The following is a 23,774-nucleotide window of genomic DNA, read 5'->3' as shown; positions in this document are numbered from 1 at the left end:
GCACGGCCGGGCGGGCGGCAGAGGTTACTTTGGGGTGCGGTGCGGTCCCGCGAGGCGGGGCATGGGCCCGGTTCGGCGGCGGGCCTGGGGAGGGTCGGGGAGTTGGAGCGCAGGAGTCTCGGTGCGGCGGCGCTCGCCGTGGGGGCGGTCGGTCTCGGCTGTATGCCGATGAGCTGGGCGTACAGCGCCTCGCAGCAACGCGGTGACCGTGCGTTGCGTACGGTGCACGCCGCGCTCGACGCGGGTGTCCAACTGCTCGACACGGCCGACATGTACGGCCCTTTCACCAATGAGCTGCTGGTGGGGCGGGCGTTGAAGGGCCGCAGGTCGGACGCGTTCGTCTCCACCAAGTGCGGACTGCTGGTGGGCGACCAGCACATCGTGGCCAACGGCCGTCCCGGCTATGTGCGACGGGCCTGCGACGCCTCGCTGCGCCGGCTCCAGACCGATGTGATCGATCTGTACCAGCTGCACCGGGCCGACCCCGAGGTGCCGGTCGAGGAGACCTGGGGCGCGATGGCGGAACTGGTGACGGCGGGGAAGGTGCGGGCGCTCGGGCTCTGCGCCATCGGGGCGCGGGCCTCACGCCGGCCGGGGTCGCGGATGTACGACGAAACGATCCGTCAGCTGGACCGGGTGCAGCAGGTCTTCCCGGTGAGCGCGGTGCAGGCGGAGCTCTCGGTCTGGTCGCCGGAGGCGCTGGAGTCCTTGCTTCCGTGGTGTTCGGCGCGGGGTGTGGGGCTGCTGGCGGCGATGCCGCTGGGGAGCGGCTATCTGACCGGCACGCTGACGCCGGGGCAGGGTTTCGAGCCGGACGATCTGCGGGCCCGGCACCCCCGGTTCACGGCGGAGATGATGGCGGCGAACCAGCCGGTGGTGGTCGGTCTGCGGCGGATCGCCGAGCGGCACGGGGCGAGTGCCGCGCAGGTGGCGCTGGCCTGGGTGCTGCGGCAGGGGCCGCACGTGGTGCCGGTGCCGGGAACCAAACGGGAGCGGTGGGCGGTGGAGAACGCGGGGGCTGCCGGGCTGGACCTGACCGCGCGTGACCTGGCGGAGATCGCCGCGCTGCCCGGTGCGCAGGGGTCGTGGGACTGAGATCCGCCCTCGCGGGTGCGCGCCGGGCGGCAGAATCGGCGGGCATCGGGAACCCCGGGGCGGGGCCGCGGTGTAAGAACAGTAGTCAGGTGGCCGTCGAAGGGATCGGTGCTGTGCGCGGTGTTCTGTTCGGATCTGTACGAGGCCCCGCCGGGCCGCGGGGCGGGGGCCTGCGCCGCGGGACGGTGGCCGCGCTGGCGGCCGGCTCGCTGGTGCTGACCGCGGGGTGTTCCTCGGCCGACGGCTCCGGCAGCACGGCGGGCGCCGGGCGGACGCCGTCGGCAGCGAGCGCTTCCCCCACGGCCCCGGACCGGCCGGCCTCCCCGTCCGCCTCGCCCGCCCTGCCGCCCGTCAAGGGCTCGGTGAAGGTGGTGTCGACGCTCACCGAGGGCCTGGAGTCGCCCTGGGGACTGGCGGAGCTGCCGGACGGCGATCTGCTGGTCTCCTCCCGTGACAAGGGCACGATCACCCGGATCGACGCGAAGACCGGCGGGAAGACCCTGCTGGGGGCGGTGCCCGGGGTGTCGCCCGCCGGTGAGGGCGGACTGCTGGGGATCGCGGTCTCCCCCACGTACGGCGCGGACCACATGGTGTACGCGTATTTCACGACCGAGTCCGACAACCGCATCGCCCGCATGCAGTACGACGAGAACGGCACGACGCCCGGCCGGCTGCTGGGCGCGCCCGACACGATCCTGCGCGGCATCCCCAAGGGGTCGATCCACAACGGCGGGCGGATCGCCTTCGGCCCGGACCACATGCTGTACGCGGGCACCGGGGAGACGGGCGACGACGGCCTCGCGCAGGACAAGAAGTCGCTGGCCGGCAAGATCCTGCGGATGACCCCGGACGGGCAGCCGCTGCACGGCAACCCGGAGGCCGACTCCGTGGTGTATTCGTACGGGCACCGCAATGTGCAGGGGCTGGCCTGGGACGGGCAGAAGCAGCTGTGGGCGTCCGAATTCGGCCAGGACACCCGGGACGAGCTGAACCGGATCGTGCCGGGCGGGAACTACGGCTGGCCGGAGGCCGAGGGCAGGGCGGGGAAGAAGGGCTTCATCGATCCCGTGGCACAGTGGAAGACGTCCGAGGCGTCCCCGAGCGGGATCGCCTTCGCCAAGGGTTCGATCTGGATGGCGGGCCTGCGCGGTGAGCGGCTCTGGCGGATTCCGCTGTCCGGCAATGGCGCCAAGGAACCTCTGGCGGCCCCCCAGTCGTTCCTGCGGGGGAAGTACGGCCGTCTGCGCACCGTGCTCGCCGCGGGCGGCGACAAGCTCTGGCTGGTCACGAGCAATACGGACACCCGCGGCACCCCGAAGCCGGGAGACGACAGGATCCTGGTGCTGGCGGTGCGGTAGCGGCTACAGCAGGTGAAAGGGCGTGCGGCCGGTGTTCAACTTCTTCGAGGAACTCTTCGCACCCGGCCGCAAGCATGCCTCCGACGAACAGAAGCGGCTGGAGCTGACCCGGGTGGATCTCGGCGTCGGTGACCCGGGGCGCGGCCCGATAGACCTGGCCTCCGGGAAGGTGGTCGTCCGGGCCTCCGGCGCGGGCGGGAACACGAGCGCCGTTGCCGATCAGACGGATCAGGCCGATCAGGCCGATCACGCCGATCAGGCCGATCAGGCCGATCAGGCCGATCAGGCCGATCAGGCCGATCAAGGGTCAGCCGGGGCCACGGCAGCAGAGGGCGCGGACGCGGGCGGGGACGGCGCGCGGTCCTGAGTGAGCGGGGCGGGCCCGGATCGCCCCCTCCCCGTCAGCTGTCGCCGCGATCCGGGTAGAGGCGGAGCCGGTGGGCGAGGGCGGCCGCCTCGCCCCGGCTGGAGACGCCGAGCTTGGCCAGAATGCTGGAGACGTGCACGCTCGCCGTCTTGGGCGAGATGTAGAGCTGCTCGGCGATCCTGCGGTTGGTGTGGCCCTCCGCGACCAGCCGGTGCACATCCTGTTCGCGGCGGGTCAGCCCGAAGGACTCCACCGCGGAGGCGGCCGCCTCGCGCAGCCGGTCCTCGACACGCTCCGGGTCCGCCGCGTCGCCGCCGGTGCCTTCGTGGTCCGGGACGGTGACGGCGGGCGGGAGTTCGGGGGTGGCACCGCGGTCCGGGGCGGCAAGGGTGATGCGGGCGCGGCCTGCCAGCAGCTCGATGGTCTCGGTCAGCGGGCGGGCGCCGAGCCGCACGGCGGTGCGGTGGGCCCCGCGCAGCAGCGTGGTGGCGGCGGGCCGGTCGCCCGAGGCGATGAGGAGGGCCTCGGCCCAGCGGTGGTGGATCCGGGCCAGCTCGTACGGGCGGTGCAGCGGCGCGAAGGCGGCGGCCGCGCGGGACCAGTGGGCGGGGGTGTCGATGCCCTCCGCCCTGGCCAGCTCGGCGTCGACGAGGAGACCGTGGGCGGCCCAGACCGGGACCAGCATCGGCAGCCGCTTCAGGTGGGCGCGGATGGCCGCCAGGATCGCCGGCCGGCCGGGGTCGGCGGCGGGCAGGCCCCTGGCGTCGGCCTCGGCCGCGGCGGCGACATGGAGCAGCGGCAGCGCGTACCGCTGGGTGCCGGGCGGGAAGCCCTGTTCCGACCGGGCCTCGAACTCGGCCCGCGCCTCGGCGAGCCTGCCCTGCTGCGCGGCGAGGGCGATGGCGTGGCGTGCGGGGTCGATGACGTGCTGGGGCTGCGGGTCTCGGGAGCCGAAGCAGCTTCGGGTCAGGGCGAGTTGGATCTCCGCCTCGGCCAGGTCGCCCTGCGCGAGGGCGAGTTCGGTGCGGCGGGAGGCCACCAGCCCCTGGGCCTTGCCGTACCGGGCGGCGCGGGCCGCCGCGTCGGTGGTGGCCCGGCTCTCGTCCCAGTGCCCCAGGGAGAACAGCGAGGTCGCCCGGTTGCAGCGGACCCATGCCTCCATGTCGGCGATGCCGTGGCTGAGGCTGATCGCGATGCCGTGGTCCGCGGCGGTCACGGCCTCCAGGGAGCGGCCCATGGATTCGAGGGTGGAGGGGAGGTTGATCCCGGCCCGGCTCATGATGCCGACCAGGTGCAGTTCGTCGGCGCGGTCGCGGACGGCGTACATCTCGGCGATGCCCTCGTCGACCCCGCCCGCCTCGGCGGTGAGCCAGCCGCGGGTGAGCCGGGCGTGCAGCTCGATGTACTCGTCGCCGACGAGCCTGGCGTACTCCACCGCCCGGTCGGTGGCGAGCAGGGTCTCGGCGCCCGGGCGGTGCAGGGCGCCCCAGCCCGCCACGCTCATCAGGACGTCGGCGTGCACGGCGGACGGGGGCAGGCCGCGGACGAGTTCCTGGGCGGTGGCCAGTTCCTCGCGGCCGTCGCCCCGGGTGAGGTCCTGCACCAGCCGGGAGCGCTGAACCCAGAACCAGGCGGCGCGCAACGGGTCGTCCTCGCCCTCCAGTACCCGCATGGCCTTCTTGGCGATGGCCAGGGCGCGTTCGCGTTCCCCGCCGAACCGGGCGGCGACGGTGGCCTCGGCCATCAGGTCGAGGTAGCGCAGCGGGGTGGTGTCGGGGTCGCAGCCGCAGGCCGGGTAGCTCTCGGCGTAGTCGATGGGCCGCAGGGTGCGGCGTACGTCGTCGGGGGCGTCGTCCCACAGCTCCATCGCCCGTTCCAGCAGGCGGAGTTGTTCGGAGAACGCGTAGCGGCGGCGGGCCTCGACGGAGGCCCTGAGCACGGCGGGCAGGGCCTTGGCCGCGTCGTGTGCGCCGTACCAGTAGCTGGCGAGGCGGGTGGCGCGCTCCCCGGCGCGGACGAGGGTGGGGTCGGCCTCCAGGGCCTCGGCGTAGCGCCGGTTGAGCCGGGAGCGTTCGCCCGGCAGCAGGTCGTCGCTGACGGCCTCGCGGACCAGGGAGTGCCGGAAGCGGTAGCCGTTGCCCTCCGGGGTGGCGAGCAGCAGGTTGGCGCCGACGGCCGCCCGCAGTGCCTCGATGAGTTCGTCCTCGGTCAGCCGGGCGACCGCGGCCAGCAGTTCGTACTCCACGGTGGAGCCGCCCTCGGCGACGATCCGGGCGATCTTCTGCGCGTCGTCGGGGAGCGCTTCGACGCGTACGAGGAGGAGGTCGCGCAGCGAGTCGGAGAGCCGGGAGTGGTCGCCGCTCTCCAGGCTGCGGGCGAGCTCCTCGACGAAGAAGGCGTTGCCGTCGGAGCGTTCGAAGATCTCGTCGACGAGGGTGGCCTCGGGGGTGGCGGCGAGGATGCCGGTGAGCTGGCGGCGGACCTCGGCGCGGTTGAAGCGGGCGAGCTCGATCCGGTGGACGGTGCGCAGCCGGTCCAGTTCGGCGAGCAGGGGGCGCAGCGGGTGGCGGCGGTGGATGTCGTCGGAGCGGTAGGTGCCGATCACGACGAGGCGGCCGTCGCGCACGGCGCGGAAGAGGTAGGCGAGGAGGTGGCGGGTGGAGGCGTCGGCCCAGTGCAGGTCTTCGAGGACGAGGACGACGGGGCGCCCGGCGGAGATGCGTTCCAGGAGTCCGGCGGTGAGCTCGAAGAGCCGGGCGGTGCTGTGCTCGTCGGTCGCGTCCCGGTCCGCCTCGCCGAGTTCGGGAAGAAGCCGGGCCAGCTCGCCCTCCTGTCCGGCGCAGGCGGCGGCGACCTCGGCGGGCAGGGTGCGGCGAAGGGCCCTCAGCGCGGTGGAGAACGGGGCGTAGGGCAGGCCGTCGGCACCGATCTCGACGCAGCCGCCGACCGCGACGACCGCGTCGCGGCGTACCGCCGCCGCGAGGAACTCCTCGACCAGCCGGGTCTTGCCGACCCCCGCCTCGCCACCGATGAGCAGCGCCTGCGGTTCGCCGGGGGTGTCCGCCCCGTCCGGGCCGCCGCCCTGCGCGCAGGCGCGGCCGAGCGCATCGACGAGCGAGGCGAACTCGCCCTCGCGGCCGACGAACACGGGACTGACGGACCTGGTCTCCACGCCGCCGAGCATCGCATACGGGTCCGGGCACACAGATCCCGGAGCCGGACGGCCGGCCAGCGCTCGGCCGGGCACCGGCTCGCCGGGCACCGCTCGGCCGGGCACCGATTCGGCGGGCACCAGTTCGCCGGTCACCGGATTCATCGGGCGTCGTCGCACGGCCTTCACGCGGCGTGGACGAATCGCTTCCGGTCGGTACTCACCGACCCCTCGGTCTCCTTGTGCCCGGAGTTCCGGGCGGCCCGGCGGGCGGCCCGGCGGGCGCGAAGGGCCTCTTGGACGAGCCGGTCCCGCTCGGCCCGCCGGCGCAGTTCGGCGGCGCGCAGCTCGTGCAGTCGGTACGCGTACATGTGCTTCTCCCTTGGGACGACGGCCCGTTCGGGCCGGGGGCGGCAGGGTTTCTCTGCCGTGCCCCGACTGTCGTCTCCCAGGGGGTGCCGCCACATCGGGCAAGATCCGCATCTTCGCGGGGCGGGGTGCCCTAGGGTCTTTCGGCGGATGCCCTACGGGACGGTCCCCGGCGGGACGGTCCCCGGGCCGTCGTGCCTATTGGGCGGCGGTCGCGGTCGGCAGGGGCACGATGAGGTCGAAGTACATGCCGACGGAGATCAGCAGGCCGAGGACGCCGAGCGCGATGCCGGCGGTCGCGACGGCGCGGACCCAGCCGGGCTGCGGTTGCGCGGAGGGAGCGCCGAAGGCCGGGCGGACCAGGGCGAAGATGCCGACCAGCAGGGCCAGCAGCGCGAAGAGTCCGTTGACCAGGGCGGTGGAGTGCCAGGCGTCGCCGTAGATCTCGGAGATCTGCTGGGCCGCGGTGCCGCCTCCCGAGGTCTTGATCTGGCCGATCAGGGTCTCGCGCTCGGCGGCGACCTTGCCGGTCCAGGACCCGGTGAGCGCGACGACACCGAGACCGGCCGCGACCACGGCGGCGGCGGCCGCCCCGAGGCCGGAGGGCTCCTCGGCCGAGTCGTCGTCGAGGCCGTCCAGGTCCAGGTCCTCGTCCTCGGCCCCGTCCTCCGTGAGCGCTTCCCCGGTGGCCTTGTCCAGGTCGTACGAGGCTTCCTCGGCCGTGGCCTTCTTGGTCACGGTCTCCTCGGCATCGGACGTATCTGCTGCATCTGCTGCATCGGCTGCTGCGAATGCTTCGGGGTCGGCGGGAGCGGTGGGGTTCGTGGGGGTCCTGGGGTTCATGTTGCGCACGCTAGGCGGCCCGTATGAGAACCCTCTTAACGAACGCTCCGCGCGACCGCGCCATGGGTGGGCCCCGGCCCCGGCGAGCGTTCGCCCGCCGGGGCCGGGGCCGGGGCCATTGCCGAGCCGTTGTCCTCCGCGTCAGCTCTTCGCCTCGAAGGAGTCCTGGAGGCGGGGTACGTAGTCGGCGACAGCGGGCGCCCAGCAGCCGTAGTTGTGGCCGCCGTCGCAGGTGGGGGACAGCGCCGACCCGTCGCCGTAGTCGACCAGGCGGCCGGGCAGACCGAGCGTGTCCATGCGGGACTTGACGTTCCTGGCGGCGATCGCGGTGAAGTGGTCGATCACGTCGTTGTCGCCGGTGTAGAGCGTGACCTCGGCACCGGCGAGCTTGGCCAGGTTGGCCGGGGCGGCGGGGTCGACCGCCTTCCAGATCCGGTCCGCGTTCAGGACCGGGTAGGGGGAGCCGAAGATCGCGTCGCTGTCGACGGTGGGACCGTAACCGGTGCACTGGCCGGTCCCGGACGGGGTGGAGGTGCTCACGGCGCACCAGGCGCCCGTGACGTTCAGTTCCGTGGCCAGGACCGCCGCACGGACCTCCGCCATGCCGAAGTCGATGCCGCCGGACAGCGAGGCGACGTGGCCGAAGAGATCGGGCCGGGCCTCGCCGTAGTGCAGGGCGCCGAACCCGCCCATCGACAGCCCGACGACGGCCCGGTGGTCCTTGTCGGCGATGGTGCGCAGATTGGCGTCGATGAAGGGGACGACCTGCTTCAGGTGGAAGGTCTCCCAGTTCGCGGCGCCCTCGGCGGTGTTCTGCATGAGCCAGTCGGCGTACCAGCCCTTGCGGCCGCCGTCCGGCACGACGGTGATCATCGAGTCCGAACGCAGCGCCGGGACGGCCGCGGCGTCGTCCGGGTTTCCGGGCCCGCCGTGCAGGAAGTACGTCACCGGCCAGCGCTTGCCGGGCTCGGTCCGGTAGCCGCTGGGCAGGAAGATGCGGATCTTGTGCGGCCCCGCGACCTGCGGGGTGGTCACGGTGATCGTGAAGTCGGTGTCCGAGTGCACTTGGGTGCCCCCGGCGACCTGGGTCAGGCCGAATCCGTCGGACAGCACCGGAGGGGCGGAGCCCTCGGCGTGCGCGAGCGGCGCCGCGAGTGTGGCGGTCATGGTCAGCGCGGCGGCGGCGACGGCCGTCCGCGTACGGATCCGCCAGGCGGTCCGCGGTGTTCTCATCGGGTGTCCTCTCCGAGGGCGGTCGGCCCCCGCTTCGGGGGAAGGTCCCGGCCCGGCGGCCGGGCCGGGTGTCGGCCCGGCCGCCGGGAGAGCCCCTCCGGTCGCGGTCCTCAGAGCGCGCAGAACGCGTCCGTCATGGCCTTGCCCGTGTGGGTCTGCCCCGGTGTACCGGCGAGCAGATGGAACTCGTTGTTCGTGTGCAGCACCTGCTCGGTGCCGTCCTCGCTGCTCAGCCACTCGCTGAAGTAGCCGAGCACCGCGCCGTTGTGTCCCCAGGCCCACTTCCCGCAGGACAGCTTCAGGTGCTCGATGCCCAGCCCGTAGCCGACGTCGGCGGTCACGGGGACGGTGGTCTTGAGCTCGGCCATCTGCGCGGGCTCAAGGAGCTTCCCGGTCATCAGCGCCCGGGAGAACGCGGCCAGGTCGTCCATGGTCGACACCATGGCACCGGCGCTCCCGGTGACCTGCACATTGGAGACCGTGCCGTCATCGATGAGGATCGCCCGGATCACGTAGCCGTTGAGGTAGTTGCCGTAGAGCGCGGGGTCGGAGGTGGGGAAGCTGGTGTCGCTCAGACCGAGCGGCTCGATGATGCGCCGCTGGACCTCCGCGGCCGGTTCCGAACCGGTGACGGCCTTGATCACCATGCCCGCGAGCACGTAGTTGGTATTGGAGTAGCCGAACTTCTCCCCCGGTGCGGACGCCGGCGCGCGCATGCCGAGGGCGACGTTGACCAGGGTCTGCGGCGGGAAAACCTCCCTCGGGTTGGTGTTGAGGAAGTACGGTCCGTTGATCTGCAGGGAGCCGAGGTAGTCGGGCAGGCCCGAGGTGTGGTTGAGCAGCTGACGGATCGTGATCTTCGAGCCGTCGTAGCCGTTGGCGGCGACCGCCCCCGGCAGCCACTTGGCGACGGTGTCGTCCAGCGAGAGCCGCTTCTCGCCCTCCAGTTGGAGCAGCACGGTGGAGATGAACGCCTTGGTGTTGCTGCCGATCCGGAACTTCGCCTTCGGGTCCGCGGGCACCTTGGTCGCGCGGTTGCCGACTCCCGCATGTACGTACTGGGCGGTGTCGCCCTTCCGGACCATGCCGATCACGCCCGGGTACCCGTCGGCGACCCCCTGCTGGGCCCCGGCCTGCAGTATCTCGGCCGGGGTCTGGGCGGCGGCCGAGGAGCCGGTGGCCGGGGCGGCGGCCGAGGAGCCGGTGGCCGCGGCTGCGTTCGCCGTGCCGGCGGCGGTCAGCAGGAGGCAGGTCAGGCCGGCCACCGGCAGCAGCCGGCGCCGGTGGCGGCGCTTTTGTGCCGGCGAGGGCTGCTGCCCGGCCGCACCTTCGGCGTCCGGGTTCTCCCTGTTCATCGCGATGTCTGCCCCGAAAACATCGAGCACGCTCATTCTCTTTACCGTCCCTTTCGGTTGGATGGCCGTTCCGGTTGTGCGGTCGAATTCAGGTCGCTTCTCAGTGCCGGCAGGAGACGACGACGATCAGCACCAGGAGGGCGATTCCCGCCACTTGAAGAAATCCGAAACCGCCCTCCGGGTTCTTCCGATTGGTCTCCACATGGCCACCGGCGGGAATTCCGGGATGCTGCTTGAGGTAGTGGTCCAACTGACGCTGCGCACCCTGGGACTCACCGAGCCACGGCGTCTTGAAACCGCACTCGCCGCACCAGAATCGATAGGCCATGTCAACTCCTCATTGGTCGTTGCAGGAGAAAGCCATGAGAGGCGGTTCCGGCCCGGCGCCGGGGTCCGTTCGTCCCCGGCGCCGGCCGCTTCTCCGATGCCCTGCACAGTGCGCCGCCCCGTGTCGGCGCTCCGGCCGGGCACCACTTGATCGTGGCGTTCGCGCTGCTCGCAGGACAGGACAGCCGACCGGCCATATATGACCGGTCGTCACGATAGGCTCATCGCCGGCCGCGCTCGGTGGTGGAGGGGATGGCGAAGTGGCGGATCAGCTCGGCACGTTGTTGCGTCGACTGCGCAAGCGGTCGGGGCTGACGCAGGAGCAGCTGGAGGCACGTTCCGGGGTGAGCGTGCGTACGATCCGCAGACTGGAGACGGGCAGATCCAGCGATCACCGGCTGGGTACGGTGAACCTGCTGGCGGACGCTCTGGAGGCCGGGCCGGAGGACCGTCAGCGGCTCGCGGCCACACTCGCGGGATCGACGACGGAACTCGCCGTATCCGTTCCCGGGACCATTCCTGAGACATTTCCCGAATCCGTTCGGGAGCGCGCACCCGCCGCTGAGCCCGCACCAGATCCTGCTCCCGCCCCCATATCCATTCCCGCGCAGAGTTCCCGCCCGAAGGAGAACGGAACCCGCACCCGGCTCCCGATTCACAGTGATCTCGCCGACGCCGCAACGGAATTGGCGAAGGAGATCAGGCGTCGCTGGCAGCGCGAGGAGGAACACCGCCGGGTCCACGACCCGTTTCCGCTTCCCGTGCGCTGGCAGGACGCCCCCGAATCCCTGACCGACCATTCGGAGAACATCCAGCGTCTGCCGCCCGGCGCGATTTCGCAGGAAATGGACCTGAGCGGCGATCTGGGCAGCGTGGCCGAGGTCTACCGGCGGATTCTGTCCGGGCGGCTGGTGGTGCTCGGCCGGGCAGGTTCCGGCAAGTCGATCCTGACGATCAGGTTCGTCCTGGACCAGCTGGAAGCCCGGGAGCCGCACGACCGGGTGCCGGTGATCTTCAGCCTCGGGTCCTGGGATCCCACGGCCATCGCGTTACGGGACTGGCTGATCGACCTCCTGGTCCGCGACCATCCGCATCTCACCCGCAGGGCCCCCGACGGGTCGACGCTGGCCGCCGCACTGGTCGACGCCGATCTCGTACTGCCGGTCCTGGACGGCTTCGACGAGATCGCGGAAGGTCTGCGGAGCACCGCGCTGGAAACGCTGAACGCCACCTCGCTCCCGCTCGTGCTGACCAGCCGGCGCGGCGAGTTCGCCGAGGCGGTCGAGGAGACGGGTACCCCGCTGGTGTGGGCCGCCGGTCTGGAACTCACCGATCTCACCCTCGACGACCTCGCCGCCTACCTGCCGCGGACGGCCCGCCCGGTCCCTCGCGGCGACGGCGGTAGCGGGGCGGTGTGGAACCCCGTCCTGGCACGGCTGCGCGCCGGGGAGAGCGGCGCGGACACCCCGCTGGCCAGGGTGCTGAGCACCCCACTCATGATCATTCTGGCTCGGACGATGTACAGCGGGACGCCCGGCAGGGATCCGGCCGAACTGCTGGACACCGAGCGGTTCCCCGACGAGAACTCCCTGGAGGAACACCTGCTGGCGGGTTTCGTGCCGACGGTCTACCGCCACCGCGTCGCCGAGCGGAGCGCCGTGGGCCGCCCGGAGCGGCACCGGGATCCGGAGCGCGCCGAGCACTGGCTCGGCTACCTCGCCCACCATCTGGCCCGGCTCGACCGCGACCAGCAGGACCTCGCCTGGTGGCGGATCGGCGATTCGCTGCGGCTGTCCACGCGCCTGCTGTCGGTGGTGGTGTCGTCGGCGCTCTGCGTCGCTTTCGCCGAGTGGTTCGTCAATCTGATCAACCTGCCGTTTCCCATCGGCGAAGCGCTGCTGCTGGGCGGTTCGCTGGGGATTGCCGCCGGCCTCGCCTTCGGGTGCGTCCACGCGATCCTGGCCCGGTTCGGCACCGCGGCCTTCGAACCGGCCCATGTGCGGCTACGGCTGCCCGGTGCGGGCACCGGCATCGGCCACAGACCGGTCCGCACCTTCACCGCCCGGTTCGGCGCCGTTCTGCTGGGGGGATTCGTGATGGGCGTCGGGTGCGCGTCCGCCCTCGCCCTCCAGCGCTGGCTGTACTACGGGATTCCGCTCGCCGACGATGTGGTGATCAAGGGCACGCTGATCAACATGCTGGTCCTCGGGCTGATCTTCGGGGCGGGCGCCGGACTCGTCTTCGGGCTCATGGCCGCGTTCGAAGCACCGCTGGACGTCACCTCGGCGGCCACCCCGGTCGGCCTGCTGGTCTCGAACCGGGCGACGGTGGCCCGGCAGGTCCTCGTCCTGGTGCCGATGCTCACCCTCGCGATCACGCTCGGCGGATTCCTGATCACCGATCTGCTCCAGGGGGTGCTCGGAACGCTGAACTGGCGGCTGTCGGACGGGCTGGCCATCGGCACCGTCGGCGGGCTCGGGGGCGCGTGCTCGTACGCGCTCTCGTTCACCGCCTGGGGACGGTGGCTGGTCCTGTCGCGCGTCTGGCTGCCCCTGACCGGCAAGCTGCCCTGGGACACGGTGGCCTTCCTGGACGACGCCTACCGCAGGGGCGTGCTGCGCCAGACCGGCGCGGTGTACCAGTTCCGCCACATCCGGCTCCAGCACCACCTCGCCCGCTCGTACCGCGAGCGCCAGAGCAAGTACGCACCGGCCCGGTTCGGTCCCGGGGCATAAGTGCCGGCACGGCCGTCGCTCAGTCCTTCCGTGCCCGCCACTCCCTGGCAAGCACCGACCAGATCTCCGAGTCGTGCCGCTCGCCGCGGTACAGGTAGTTCTCGCGCAGCACCCCGTCGCGCGTCATGCCGAGCCGCTTCGCCACGGCGATGCTGGCGGTGTTCGCGGCGGACGCGTCCCACTCCACGCGGTGCATGCCGCGCTCGTACACCGCCCAGTCGATCAGCTTCCGGGCCGCCCGGGTGATCAGTCCGCGCCCCTCGCCCGCCGGCTCCAGCCAGCAGCCGAGCTCGCAGTTCCCGGACTCCGCGTCGAAGATCCGGAACATGACGCCGCCGACGAGCGTGCCGTCCAGCCAGATGCCGTACATCCGCCCGGCGTCCGCCGCCTGCTTCTCCGCGTACCGCCGCAGCAGCTCCCGCGCCGAGTCCAGGTCGGTGGCGAAGGAGGCGAAGGGGATCCACGGATCGACGAGCGCGCGGGCCCGGTCCATGTGGTCGAGGAACTCCTGCGCCTGCCAGACCTCCAGCGGACGCAGTTCCGCTCCGTCGTCACCCAGGGATATCGCGAACATCATGCTCCTTCTCGAACCGCTTCCACCAACTGCGCGGACTGTGCCGCCTGCGGGATCTTCGCATGCGGCAGGCCCTGCTCGGGCGGCTCGATGCTGATCCGTGGCAGCAGCCGGTCCAGCCGGCGCGGCAGCCACCAGTTCGCCCCGCCCAGCAGATGCATCAGCGCGGGGACCAGCAGCGTACGCAGGACGAAGGCGTCCAGCAGGACGGCCGCGGCGAGTGCGATGCCGAACATCGCGATGACCCGGTCCCCACTGAGGACGAACGCCAGGAAGACCGAAATCATGATCACGGCCGCGGAGTTGATCACCCGGCCGGTCTCGGCGAGGCCCACCCGGACGGCCCGCCGGTTGTCCCCGGTCTCCAGCCACTCCTCGTACATCCGCCCCACCAGGAACACCTGGTAGTCCATGGACAGTCCGAAGAGCACCGACACCATGATCACCGGCAGGAACGGTTCGATGGGCCCCGAACTGCCCAGCCCCAGCAGTTCGCTCCCCCACCCCCACTGGAAGATCGCGACGACGACCCCGAACGAGGAGGCGACGGCGGCAACGTTCATCACCGCGGCCTTCAGCGGAATGCCGATCGACCGGAAGGCCAGCAGCAGGAGCAGGCAGCCGAGCCCTATGACCACGCCGACGAAGAGCGGGAGTTTGCCGATGATGATCCGGGCGAAGTCGTCGTAACTGGCGGTCACTCCCCCGACATGGGCCTGGAGCGAGTTGTTCTCCTCTGCCTTCGGCAGGACGTCCGTGCGCAGCCGGTCGACGAGCTCGCTGGTCTCCTGGGACTGCGGTGACGACTTCGGTACGACGGTGACGAAGGCCGTGTCACCGCTGCTGTTGTACGTGACCGGGCCGACCGAGGCCACACCCTCGGTGGACCGCAGCGTGGCGGGCAGGCCGTCCATCGCGAGCCGGTCGTCCGCGCCGTCCAGCCGCGCGGCGATCGTCAGCGGCCCGTTGACGCCGGGTCCGAATCCGTCGGCCAGCAGGTCGTACGCCTGCCGGGTGGTCGACGAGGAGGGGTTGTTGCCCTGGTCGGAGCTGCCCAGGTGCAGGGAGAACGTGGGCAGCGCCAGTACCACCATCACCACGACGGCCAGGGCGCCGAGCAGCTTGGGGTGGCGTTCGACGAAGGCGGACCAGCGGGCGGCGAAGCCCGTGGGCGATTCGGGCTGCGGGCCGTGCTCGGCGAGTTGTCTGCGTTCGCGCCGGCTCAGGGCCCGCATACCGATGAAGGACAGCAGGGCGGGGAGCAGGGTGACGGAGGCGGCCACGGTCAGTACGACGGTGAGCGAGGCGGCGATCGCCACACCGTTGAGGAACCCGAGCCGCAGGATCAGCATGCCGAGCAGCGCGATGCAGACGGTGGCCCCGGCGAAGACCACGGCGCGGCCGGTCGTCGCGACGGCGGTCCGCGCGGCCTCGGTGACCGACAGGCCCCCGCGCAGCCCTCTGCGGTGTCTGGTGACGATGAACAGCGCGTAGTCGATGCCGACGCCGAGCCCGATCAGCATGCCCAGCATGGGCGCGAAGTCGGCGACGGTCATCACATGGCCGAGCAGCACGGTGCCCGCGTACGCGGTGCCGACGGAGACCAGTGCGGTGGCGATGGGCAGCATGCTGGCGGCGAGCGAGCCGAAGGCGAGGAAGAGGACGATGGCCGCGACGACGACCCCGACGGCCTCGCTGAGGTGGACGGAGGGTGCCTCGGTGAGCGCCATTGCCGGGCCGCCCAGCTCCACCTGGAGATGGTCGGCGGCGGCCGCCTTCGCGGTGTCGACGACGGCTTCGGCCTGCTGCGCCGGGATCTCCTCGACCTGCCGGTCGAAGGTGATCGTGGCGTAGGCGGTGTGTCCGTCGGCGCTGATCTGGGCGGTGCCGGAGGCCCCGTACGGGCCGGTGACCGCGCCGACCCCGGGCAGTTCCTCGACCGCGTGCAGGGTCCGGGTCATCGTCTGCCGGACGTCGGCGGCCCGCACGGTGGAGTCGGTGGTGTGCCAGACGATGGTGTCGGTGTCACCGCCGAGATCCGTGAAGCCGGCCCTGAGCAGCTCGGTGGCCCGGCCGGACTCCGTACCGGGGACCTCGTAGTCGTTGGAGTACGCGGAACCCGCGAAGCCCGCCGCGGTGGCCGCGCCGCCGAGGGCGAGCAGCCAGATGAGGACGGCGATGAGACGGTGCCTGATGCACCAGCGGGCGATGGCAGCCAACGGACGTGCTCCCTGCTGGTTCGTGGTCCTTTGCCGGCATGAAGCACGAATTACCCGCAAAGAGCGCATGACCTGAGAACCGTCACTCTGGCAGCCGAAAGTGATCCTTTGTCTCTTTCGTGGCCTTACTCACAATGGCCGCAGAGCTTGCCGCATCCCCCGGTCGCAGCAGCCTCCGGCCACCTCACTCGGCCAGTCGTTCCTCCTCCGCCTCCAGTTCTTCCTCGAACTGCTCCTCGATCTCCGCGATGCCCTTCGTCACGACCTCGGCCAGATGGACGGGGCAGGTCAGCACCTCGCTCCTGGAACCCTGGCCGGAGTCCGAGCCAGGGGCGGGGCCTGCGTCGGGGGCGTAGAGATGCGCGATGCGTACCAAGCGGTCGGACGTGCGCTCACGGGCGGGCGCATGGCCGTCCGCGTGGTCGCATGCGCCGCCGGGCAGGGTGGCGGCGGTGGTACGGAGGATGCCGAGGATCTCGCGGGCGATTCCGTACGACAGCTCCAGGGAGTCGGCTGCCGTGCCCATCAGGAGCAGCAGGACGGTCCGGTCGAGCGCGGGTCCGTCCGGACCGAGCTGCTCGTACCGCCGGGCCGCCCAGAGCGCCGCCTCCTCGGAGGCTGTCTCGTCCTTGAACGGGACATGCCGCTCGCTCAGCGGATTGATGTCGAGGCGGCCGTCGGGGCGCAGATACACCGGGTCCAGATGCGCCGTCTCCCGGGTGCCGAAGAGTCTGTCGACCGCTTCGCGCAGATGGTCACGGGCCTCGACGGCGAGGGCACGCAGGAAGGTGGTGCAGGTCCATGCCTCCAGCGAGGCCCCGTATCCGTCCGCGTGTTCCTCGCGCAGGACGGTCCGGCCGCCGGGGCTCTGCAGGCGGATGCCCTCGGCGGCCTGCTCGTCGCTGCCGGAGCGCAGTGCTGGGTGCTCGCCGTCCTCGTGCGCGCAGGCCTCGTCCGGCAGCAGCGGCAGTACGGACTCCAGGCCCTCGATCATGTCGTCGAGCAGCGACCGCTGTCTGATCCGGCCCGACCCCGCGTACCAGCAGTTCGCATGGGCGACGACGACATAGCCGGCGAGAGCGGCCCGGGAGAGATCGCCGGGTGGCCCGGCGTGGATCTCCAGGTCCCAGAACGGATCACCGTTCGGATAGTCGTTGAGCACACTGCCCAGGCTGCGGATGTATCTCTGGTGGCCTTCGGGGACGATCTCGGGGATGCCGTCCGTGCTGCCCGGCAGGATCACATCGGCGGCCGTCCGCGCCCACCCGGCGGCGTTGCGGGGGCAGGCCTCGGCGCCGTCCCAGTCTTCGAACGGAATCTCGACGTCCGGTGCGTCGAGCAGCCCGTCCGTGTCCGTGTCCCACTCCTCCAGGCTGTCGGTGTAGGGATGGGCCGCGTGCCCGCACCCGCCGGCCTGAAGACACTGCTCGTCCATGGCCTCGGCGGCGGCGCCGAGCGCGTCCGCCACGGCCCGCTCGACGTCGGCGCCGCGTCGCCCGAGGACGTACGGCGCCATGTTCACCAGCCCGAAGGTCAGCAGGACCGCCTGCTCGCCGTCCGGTTCGGCGGCGAGCAGGCGGGCGCACTCCAGGACGACGGGGTCCGCCTCCTCCGGGGCGGCGCCCGCCGTGACTCCGGCCCATTTCTCGATCAGTTCGTTCATGATCAAGGACACGCGGGCCGCGCCGCGGTGGTTCCGGTGGGCACCGGCCCCGTGCGAAGAGCCTGCCGGGCGGCCCGTCAGCCCGAGACGCTCGCCCGGCCGTTCTCGATGTGCCCCATCAGCCGGCGCCGGAACGCGTCATCCCCGTCGACGGTGACGTCCAGGTCGTACCAGCCGTGCGCGTCGGCCGCCGAGTGGACCACCGTGCGGCTGCGTCCCGGCTTGACCTTGACGGTCCGGGTCCAGTCCCGCAGGTCCGCCTCGTCGACGTAGCCGAGCGGGCGCACCGTGAAGGTGAGCGTGGTCCGGCCGGTGTTGCGGAGCGTGAGGTGCAGGTCGCGCTCATGGGCATCGACCCGCGACGCGACCTCGGCACCGGCCGAGGCGCCGTCCTTCGCGGGCCCGGCGAACTCGCGGCGGAAGCCGTTGGGCCCCGTCACCGTGAACCGGTAGGCCGCGCCGGTGACCGGCACCGTCCACTGCGCGGTGCCCTTCACGTCCCGGTGCTGCGGTACGGGGAACTCACCCGCGTACGGGTACAGCGCGAAGTGCGCCGACGAGCGCCCCGTGTTGCTGAGGGCCACCCGCACCTCGCCGTTCACCACCTTCGCCTGCGCGTCCGGCTGGTACGGCAGCGCGCGGGCGGGTCGGGCGCCGGGCTCCTGAACGGGCATGTGCTGGACGGCCGGCGGCTTCGGCGACCAGCGGCCGCTGAACGGCGGGATGACGCCCGGCTGTTCCACCTCGGGCCGGCGCCGCCCGCGCGAGAAGTCGAAGGCCGAGGTCAGGTCGCCGGCGACGGTGCGCCGCCAGTCGCTGATGTTCGGCTCCTTCACTCCGGTCCAGCGTTCCAGGAAGCGGACCACGGAGGTGTGGTCGAAGACCTCGGAGCAGACGTAGCCGCCGATGGTCCACGGCGACACCACGAGCATCGGCACCCGCATGCCGAGGCCGGTGGGCTTGCCCTCCCACTGCTCCTCGGTCACCTCCGACGGGGCGACCGGCGGCGGCACGTGGTCGAAGAAGCCGTCGTTCTCGTCGTAGTTGATGAAGACCGCGGTGTGCCGCCACACGTCGGGGTGCTTGCCCAGCGCGTCCAGGACCTTGTAGACGATCGTCGCGCTGTGGATGGGCGAGGAGACGCTCGGGTGCTCGGAGTCGACGGCCGAGGGCACCAGATAGGAGACCTCGGGAAGGGTGCCCGCCGCCACGTCCTTGGCGAACTCGTCGGCCAGCGTCCCGGTCTCCACCCGGCGCAACGCCCGCTCGAACAGGCTGCGTTCGGTCTTGCCGAGGGTGGCGACGCCCTCCTCCAGCAGACCGAACAGCCGCTCCCGCTCAGTGGCGTCGGCGTCCCGCACCGCGGCGTAGAACGACTCCATGAAGGTGTGCCCGCCGGTCTTCGCCAGCGCCTTGCGGGCCACCGCCTTGAAGGTGGCGAAGAACTCGATCTGGTTGTCGGTGAAGTTCTCCCACTCGGTGTACGTGCGCCAGCTGCGCCCGGCCTTCTCCAGCCGCTCCGCGTACGTGCCCCAGTCGTAGCCGGGGTGGGTGCCCTCGCTGTACGCGTCGTTGCCGACCGCCCGCTTGCCGTTCGGCTCGTTGCCCGTCTTGCCGCTCCACAGATGGTTGCGGTTGGGGCTGGTCGAGGAGTGGATGGAGGAGTGGTAGGCGTCGCAGACCGTGAAGGTGTCGGCCAGTTCGTAGTGGAGCGGGATGTCGCGGCGGTCGTAGTACGCCATGGTGGCGGCCGTCTTGGCGGTCACCCAGCCGTTCATCCACCCGCCGGCCCACGCCTTGCCGCCACCGCTCCAGGAGTGGTCGAGCGCGCCGATGTACTGGAGGTCCTTCTTCTGCGTCTCGGCGGCGTCGCGGACCGGGAACGGCAGCACGGAGGTGCCGAGCGCCGCGGGCTGCTCGAAGACCGGCTTGCCCGAGGGCAGCTCGACGGCGTTGCGGTCACCGAAGCCGCGTACGCCCCGCAGCGTCCCGAAGTAATGGTCGAAGGAACGATTCTCCTGCATCAGGATCACCACGTGCTTGATGGCTCCGAGCCCGTCACGGCCGCCGGACCCCGCCGGGTGTGCCGGCTGCGCGGCGATCGCGGCCTGCAGCGACGGCGGCAGCAGCGACCCCGCCGCCGCGGCGCCGAGTGCACCGCCGCCCAGTGCGAAGAGCCGTCGCCGTGAAATGTCCGTGGTCAAGTGAGCCTCCCGAGTCCTGTCGTACAGCCGGGAAGCTAATCAAGCCGGGTGGCGCGCGGAAGGATTCCGGACGGCCCGGTGGTGAACGTCCAACAGGTCGTGCGGGAAAGTCCAAGGGGCGGCGCACCCGGCTCACGGGTGTGCCGCCCCTCGGGGGACGTGCCTGCGGAGGAGGGGTCAGCCCTCGACGCCGAGCTTCTCCAGGATCAGCTCGCGCACCCGGGCCGCGTCCGCCTGGCCGCGGGTGGCCTTCATGACCGCGCCGACGAGCGCGCCCGCCGCCGCGACCTTGCCGCCGCGGATCTTGTCCGCGATGGCCGCGTTGGCCGCGATGGCCTCGTCGACCGCGGTGGACAGCGCGCCCTCGTCGGAGACGACCTTCAGGCCGCGCTTCTCGACGACGGTGTCCGGGTCGCCCTCGCCCGCGAGGACACCCTCGATGACCTGGCGGGCCAGCTTGTCGTTGAGGTCGCCCGAGGTGACGAGCTCGGCCACCCTGGCGACCTGCACCGGGGTGATCGGCAGCTCGTCGAGGCCGCGGCCGGTCTCGTTGGCGTTGCGGGCCAGCTCGCCCATCCACCACTTGCGGGCCTGGTCCGAGGGGGCGCCCGCGTCGGTCGTGGCGACGATCAGGTCGACCGCGCCCGCGTTGAGGATGGACTGCATGTCGTGCTCGGAGACACCCCACTCCTCCTTGAGCCGCGCCCGGCGCAGCCGGGGCAGCTCGGGAAGGCCCTTGCGCAGCTCCTCGACCCACTCGCGGGCCGGGGCGACCGGCACCAGGTCCGGCTCGGGGAAGTAGCGGTAGTCCTCGGCGTTGTCCTTGATGCGGCCGGCCGTGGTGGAGCCGTCCTCCTCGTGGAAGTGCCGGGTCTCCTGCACGATCGTGCCGCCGGAGGACAGCACGGCCGCGTGGCGCTGGATCTCGAACCGGGCGGCCCGCTCGACGGAACGCAGCGAGTTCACGTTCTTCGTCTCGGAGCGCGTACCGAAGGTCTCGGTGCCGTTGGGGCGCAGCGACAGGTTGACGTCGCAGCGCATCTGGCCCATCTCCATGCGGGCCTCCGAGACGCCGAGCGCCTTGATGAGCTCGCGGAGCTCGGCGACGTACGCCTTGGCGACCTCGGGGGCGCGGGCGCCCGCGCCCTCGATCGGCTTGGTGACGATCTCGATGAGCGGGATGCCGGCCCGGTTGTAGTCGAGCAGGGAGTGGGACGCGCCGTGGATACGGCCGGTGGCTCCGCCGACGTGGGTCGACTTGCCGGTGTCCTCCTCCATGTGGGCGCGCTCGATCTGCACCCGGAAGATCTCCCCGTCCTCCAGCTGGACGTCCAGGTAGCCGTTGTAGGCGATCGGCTCGTCGTACTGGGAGGTCTGGAAGTTCTTCGGCATGTCCGGATAGAAGTAGTTCTTCCGGGCGAAGCGGCACCACTCGGCGATCTCGCAGTTCAGCGCGAGGCCGATCTTGATGGCGGACTCGACGCCGATCTCGTTGACGACCGGCAGGGCGCCGGGCAGGCCGAGACAGACCGGGCAGGTCTGGGAGTTGGCGTCCTGCTTGAGCTCGGTGGAGCAGCCGCAGAACATCTTGGTCTTGGTGCCGAGCTCGACATGGACCTCCAGGCCCATGACGGGGTCGTAGGACGCGAGCGCGTCCTCGTACGACACCAGGTCGGTGACAGTCACGGTGAAACTTCCCTCTCAGCCCAGCAGTACGTCGTCGTCGCCGAGGCGCTTGAGTTCGCGCAGCAGCAGGGCGACACCCGTGGCGATGGCGGCGGCGGAGACAACGGCGTCGATCAGTCGGAGCGTGTCGTGCTCGTAGCGTGCCTTCTTGGCCTGCTTGAGCACGCTGACGGCCCCGAAGGCGGTGGTGCCGATGGACAGGTACGTGCCGGTCTTGGACTTCTTGAAGCCCTTGGCCTTGGTCAGTGCACTCACAACGACGGAGCCTCCTCCAGCAGCGGGTGTCCCCACTTTTCCACGAAGGCGGCCTCGACGGCGGCTCCGACCTTGTAGAGACGGTCGTCCTTCATGGCGGGGGCGATGATCTGCAGCCCGACCGGCAGGCCGTCCTCGGGGGCCAGGCCGCAGGGCAGCGACATGGCGGAGTTGCCCGCGAGGTTGGTCGGGATGGTGCACAGGTCCGCGAGGTACATCGCCATCGGGTCGTCGGCGCGCTCGCCGATCGGGAAGGCGGTGGTGGGCGTCGTCGGGGAGACGATGACGTCCACCTGCTCGAAGGCCTTCTCGAAGTCCTGGGTGATGAGGGTGCGGACCTTCTGCGCCGAGCCGTAGTACGCGTCGTAGTAGCCGGAGCTGAGGGCGTACGTACCGAGGATGACGCGGCGCTTGACCTCGTCGCCGAAGCCGGCCTCGCGGGTGAGCGCGGTGACGTCCTCGGCGGACCTGGTGCCGTCGTCGCCGACGCGCAGCCCGTAACGCATGGCGTCGAAGCGGGCCAGGTTGGAGGAGCACTCGGACGGCGCGATCAGGTAGTACGCCGACAGCGCCAGGTCGAAGGACGGGCAGTCCAGCTCGACGATCGTGGCGCCGAGCGACTTCAGCAACTCGACCGACTCGTTGAACCGCTGGACGACACCGGCCTGGTAGCCCTCACCGGCGAACTGCTTCACGACACCGACGCGCATGCCCTCGACGCTGCCGTTGCGGGCGGCCTCGACGACCGGCGGGACCGGGGCGTCGATGGACGTGGAGTCCATCGGGTCGTGCCCGCCGATGACCTCGTGCAGCAGGGCCGCGTCCAGGACGGTACGGGCGCAGGGCCCGCCCTGGTCCAGGGAGCTGGAGAAGGCCACCATGCCGTAGCGGGAGACCCCGCCGTAGGTGGGCTTGACGCCGACGGTGCCGGTGACGGCGGCGGGCTGGCGGATGGAGCCGCCGGTGTCCGTGCCGATGGCGAGCGGGGCCTCGTACGAGGCGAGCGCGGCGGACGAGCCGCCGCCGGAGCCACCCGGGATGCGGGTGAGGTCCCACGGGTTGCCGGTCGGGCCGTAGGCGCTGTTCTCGGTGGAGGACCCCATGGCGAACTCGTCCATGTTGGTCTTGCCGAGGATGACGACGTCGGCGGCCTTCAGCCTCTTGGTGAGGGTCGCGTCGTACGGCGGGATCCAGCCTTCGAGGATCTTGGAACCGACGGTGGTCGGCATGTCCTCGGTGGTGAAGATGTCCTTGAGCGCGAGCGGGACGCCGGCCAGCGGGCCGAGCTTCTCACCGGCCGCCTTCTTGGCGTCGACGGCGCGGGCCTGCGCGAGCGCGCCCTCGCGGTCGACGTGCAGGAAGGCGTGGACCTTCTCGTCGACCGCGCCGATCCTGGCCAGGTGGGCCTCGGTGACCTCGACGGCCGTGAGCTCGCCGGAGGCGATCTTCGCGGCGATCTCGGCAGCGGTGAGCTTGATGATGGTGCTGTGGTCCGTCATGGCTGTTAGTCCTCCCCCAGGATCTGCGGCACCTTGAAACGCTGCTGCTCCTGGGCCGGGGCGCCGGAGAGCGCCTGCTCGGGGGTGAGCGACGGACGGACCTCGTCCGCGCGCATGACGTTGGTCAGCGGCAGCGGGTGGGAGGTCGGCGGTACGTCTTGGTCGGCGACCTCGGAGACGCGGGCGACCGCGCCGATGATGTCGTCGAGCTGACCGGCGAAGTGATCGAGCTCTTCGCCCTTCAGCTCCAGACGCGCCAGCCGGGCGAGGTGGGCGACCTCCTCGCGCGTGATGCCAGGCATGCAGCGATCCTCAGGGGTTGGTGTGTGGTTTCGGCCGGGGGCCGGCGGCACATTTCCGTCGTCCGTCCGGAGGACGGGCCGCGCGGCGTCCGGTGCGTGCGATCGCAAGGCGCCGGAGCGCCCTCGTGGCGGAGCCACGTGGGCGATTCGGCGACGCGGCGAGCGTGCGTGCCAGGCGTCGCGCGGCAGGTGGAAATGTGCCGCCGACCCCCAATCCTATGGGGTCGCCCGCCACCACTCCCGCCACCCGGGCGAACAGCCTGGTCGGCCGAGGATTTCCGGCTCCCGCCCCGGCTCGGGGTACGGGGGAGGGGCACTGGGCGCGCCGCCGGAACGCGCCGCCGGTGGGCGGCCCTCCCGGGCTCGGGTCGTCGCGGACTCAGGCCGCCCGGACCCAGGCCGCCGGGGCTCGGGCCGCCGCGGACTCAAGCCGCCCGGACCCAGGCCGCCGGGGCTCGGGCCGCCGCGGACTCAAGCCGCCCGGCCCCAGGCCGCCGGGGCTCAAGCCGCCGCGGACTCAAGCCGCCCGGACCCAGGCC

The 23,774-nt window shown here is 71.6% G+C and carries 18 protein-coding genes; 4 read left to right on the top strand and 14 right to left on the bottom strand.

What is annotated here, in order from left to right; all coding sequences use genetic code 11:
• Positions 1–102: 102 nt before the first annotated feature.
• The 3 genes from ACFVH0_RS37510 (at position 103) to ACFVH0_RS37500 (ending at position 2,820) form a co-directional block, all read left to right on the top strand.
• On the top strand, positions 103–1,095 hold the full coding sequence (locus ACFVH0_RS37510; protein ID WP_385827746.1) for an aldo/keto reductase: 993 nt from the start codon (positions 103–105) through the stop codon (positions 1,093–1,095).
• A gap of 113 nt (positions 1,096–1,208) precedes the next feature.
• On the top strand, positions 1,209–2,453 hold the full coding sequence (locus ACFVH0_RS37505) for a PQQ-dependent sugar dehydrogenase (RefSeq protein WP_385827757.1): 1,245 nt from the start codon (positions 1,209–1,211) through the stop codon (positions 2,451–2,453).
• A 31-nt stretch (positions 2,454–2,484) separates the two neighbouring features.
• On the top strand, positions 2,485–2,820 hold the full coding sequence (locus ACFVH0_RS37500) for a DUF6191 domain-containing protein (RefSeq protein WP_385827755.1): 336 nt from the start codon (positions 2,485–2,487) through the stop codon (positions 2,818–2,820).
• A gap of 34 nt (positions 2,821–2,854) precedes the next feature.
• On the opposite strand, the gene ACFVH0_RS37495 is transcribed toward ACFVH0_RS37500, so the two are convergent.
• The 6 genes from ACFVH0_RS37495 to ACFVH0_RS37470 form a co-directional block, all read right to left on the bottom strand.
• Entirely contained in the window at positions 2,855–6,004 is a 3,150-nt protein-coding gene (locus ACFVH0_RS37495) for an AAA family ATPase (RefSeq protein ID WP_385827753.1), read from the bottom strand.
• Positions 6,005–6,156: 152 nt separating this feature from the next.
• Entirely contained in the window at positions 6,157–6,342 is a 186-nt protein-coding gene (locus ACFVH0_RS37490; RefSeq protein ID WP_385827744.1) for a hypothetical protein, read from the bottom strand.
• A gap of 196 nt (positions 6,343–6,538) precedes the next feature.
• A complete protein-coding gene (locus ACFVH0_RS37485; RefSeq protein WP_385827742.1) occupies positions 6,539–7,183 on the bottom strand; it encodes a hypothetical protein in 645 nt (214 codons plus the stop codon).
• Positions 7,184–7,324: 141 nt separating this feature from the next.
• On the bottom strand, positions 7,325–8,416 hold the full coding sequence (locus ACFVH0_RS37480) for an alpha/beta hydrolase (RefSeq protein ID WP_385827740.1): 1,092 nt from the start codon (positions 8,414–8,416) through the stop codon (positions 7,325–7,327).
• 110 nt (positions 8,417–8,526) lie between these two features.
• Positions 8,527–9,807 (bottom strand): serine hydrolase domain-containing protein, encoded by a 1,281-nt coding sequence (locus ACFVH0_RS37475; RefSeq protein ID WP_385827738.1) that lies wholly within the window; start codon positions 9,805–9,807, stop codon positions 8,527–8,529.
• A 64-nt stretch (positions 9,808–9,871) separates the two neighbouring features.
• Positions 9,872–10,099 (bottom strand): hypothetical protein, encoded by a 228-nt coding sequence (locus ACFVH0_RS37470; RefSeq protein WP_385827736.1) that lies wholly within the window; start codon positions 10,097–10,099, stop codon positions 9,872–9,874.
• A gap of 259 nt (positions 10,100–10,358) precedes the next feature.
• Here ACFVH0_RS37470 and ACFVH0_RS37465 point away from each other — a divergent pair, with 259 nt between their 5' ends.
• On the top strand, positions 10,359–12,833 hold the full coding sequence (locus tag ACFVH0_RS37465; RefSeq protein WP_385827734.1) for a helix-turn-helix domain-containing protein: 2,475 nt from the start codon (positions 10,359–10,361) through the stop codon (positions 12,831–12,833).
• A 19-nt stretch (positions 12,834–12,852) separates the two neighbouring features.
• Here ACFVH0_RS37465 and ACFVH0_RS37460 read toward each other — a convergent pair whose 3' ends face one another.
• The 8 genes from ACFVH0_RS37460 to gatC form a co-directional block, all read right to left on the bottom strand.
• Positions 12,853–13,407, bottom strand: a complete 555-nt coding sequence (locus ACFVH0_RS37460; protein ID WP_385827732.1) for a GNAT family N-acetyltransferase — start codon at positions 13,405–13,407, stop codon at positions 12,853–12,855.
• On the bottom strand, positions 13,407–15,626 hold the full coding sequence (locus ACFVH0_RS37455) for an MMPL family transporter (RefSeq protein WP_385827730.1): 2,220 nt from the start codon (positions 15,624–15,626) through the stop codon (positions 13,407–13,409). Before ACFVH0_RS37455 ends, ACFVH0_RS37460 begins: the two co-directional genes overlap by 1 nt.
• Positions 15,627–15,810: 184 nt before the next feature.
• Positions 15,811–17,289: a hypothetical protein gene (locus tag ACFVH0_RS37450; RefSeq protein ID WP_385827729.1), complete on the bottom strand. Its 1,479-nt coding sequence runs from the start codon at positions 17,287–17,289 to the stop codon at positions 15,811–15,813.
• Between the two features lie 77 nt (positions 17,290–17,366).
• A complete protein-coding gene (locus ACFVH0_RS37445; protein ID WP_385827727.1) occupies positions 17,367–19,493 on the bottom strand; it encodes a phosphocholine-specific phospholipase C in 2,127 nt (708 codons plus the stop codon).
• 177 nt (positions 19,494–19,670) lie between these two features.
• On the bottom strand, positions 19,671–21,179 hold the full coding sequence (gene gatB, locus ACFVH0_RS37440) for an Asp-tRNA(Asn)/Glu-tRNA(Gln) amidotransferase subunit GatB (RefSeq protein ID WP_124716235.1): 1,509 nt from the start codon (positions 21,177–21,179) through the stop codon (positions 19,671–19,673).
• A gap of 15 nt (positions 21,180–21,194) precedes the next feature.
• Entirely contained in the window at positions 21,195–21,434 is a 240-nt protein-coding gene (locus ACFVH0_RS37435) for a hypothetical protein (protein WP_124716236.1), read from the bottom strand.
• Positions 21,431–22,933, bottom strand: a complete 1,503-nt coding sequence (gene gatA / locus ACFVH0_RS37430) for an Asp-tRNA(Asn)/Glu-tRNA(Gln) amidotransferase subunit GatA (RefSeq protein ID WP_385827725.1) — start codon at positions 22,931–22,933, stop codon at positions 21,431–21,433. The genes ACFVH0_RS37435 and gatA overlap by 4 nt, the downstream gene beginning before the upstream one ends.
• Before the next feature lie 5 nt (positions 22,934–22,938).
• Positions 22,939–23,235 (bottom strand): Asp-tRNA(Asn)/Glu-tRNA(Gln) amidotransferase subunit GatC, encoded by a 297-nt coding sequence (gene gatC, locus ACFVH0_RS37425; protein WP_015036350.1) that lies wholly within the window; start codon positions 23,233–23,235, stop codon positions 22,939–22,941.
• Positions 23,236–23,774 lie beyond the last annotated feature (539 nt).

It is taken from the genome of Streptomyces sp. NPDC127117 (assembly GCF_042677325.1).
Classification (GTDB): Bacteria; Actinomycetota; Actinomycetes; order Streptomycetales; family Streptomycetaceae; genus Streptomyces.
This window is presented reverse-complemented; position numbering and strand designations above follow the sequence as displayed.

Excerpts from the sequence above, each read along its gene's own strand:
- ACFVH0_RS37485 (WP_385827742.1), bottom strand. The coding sequence starts at position 7,183 with ATGAACCCCAGGACCCCCACGAACCCCACCGCTCCCGCCGACCCCGAA.
- ACFVH0_RS37470 (WP_385827736.1), bottom strand. The coding sequence starts at position 10,099 with ATGGCCTATCGATTCTGGTGCGGCGAGTGCGGTTTCAAGACGCCGTGG.
- ACFVH0_RS37495 (WP_385827753.1), bottom strand. The coding sequence starts at position 6,004 with ATGCTCGGCGGCGTGGAGACCAGGTCCGTCAGTCCCGTGTTCGTCGGC.
- ACFVH0_RS37475 (WP_385827738.1), bottom strand. The coding sequence starts at position 9,807 with ATGAGCGTGCTCGATGTTTTCGGGGCAGACATCGCGATGAACAGGGAG.
- ACFVH0_RS37480 (WP_385827740.1), bottom strand. The coding sequence starts at position 8,416 with ATGAGAACACCGCGGACCGCCTGGCGGATCCGTACGCGGACGGCCGTC.
- ACFVH0_RS37460 (WP_385827732.1), bottom strand. The coding sequence starts at position 13,407 with ATGTTCGCGATATCCCTGGGTGACGACGGAGCGGAACTGCGTCCGCTG.
- ACFVH0_RS37450 (WP_385827729.1), bottom strand. The coding sequence starts at position 17,289 with ATGAACGAACTGATCGAGAAATGGGCCGGAGTCACGGCGGGCGCCGCC.
- ACFVH0_RS37490 (WP_385827744.1), bottom strand. The coding sequence starts at position 6,342 with ATGTACGCGTACCGACTGCACGAGCTGCGCGCCGCCGAACTGCGCCGG.
- gatC (WP_015036350.1), bottom strand. The coding sequence starts at position 23,235 with ATGCCTGGCATCACGCGCGAGGAGGTCGCCCACCTCGCCCGGCTGGCG.
- gatA (WP_385827725.1), bottom strand. The coding sequence starts at position 22,933 with ATGACGGACCACAGCACCATCATCAAGCTCACCGCTGCCGAGATCGCC.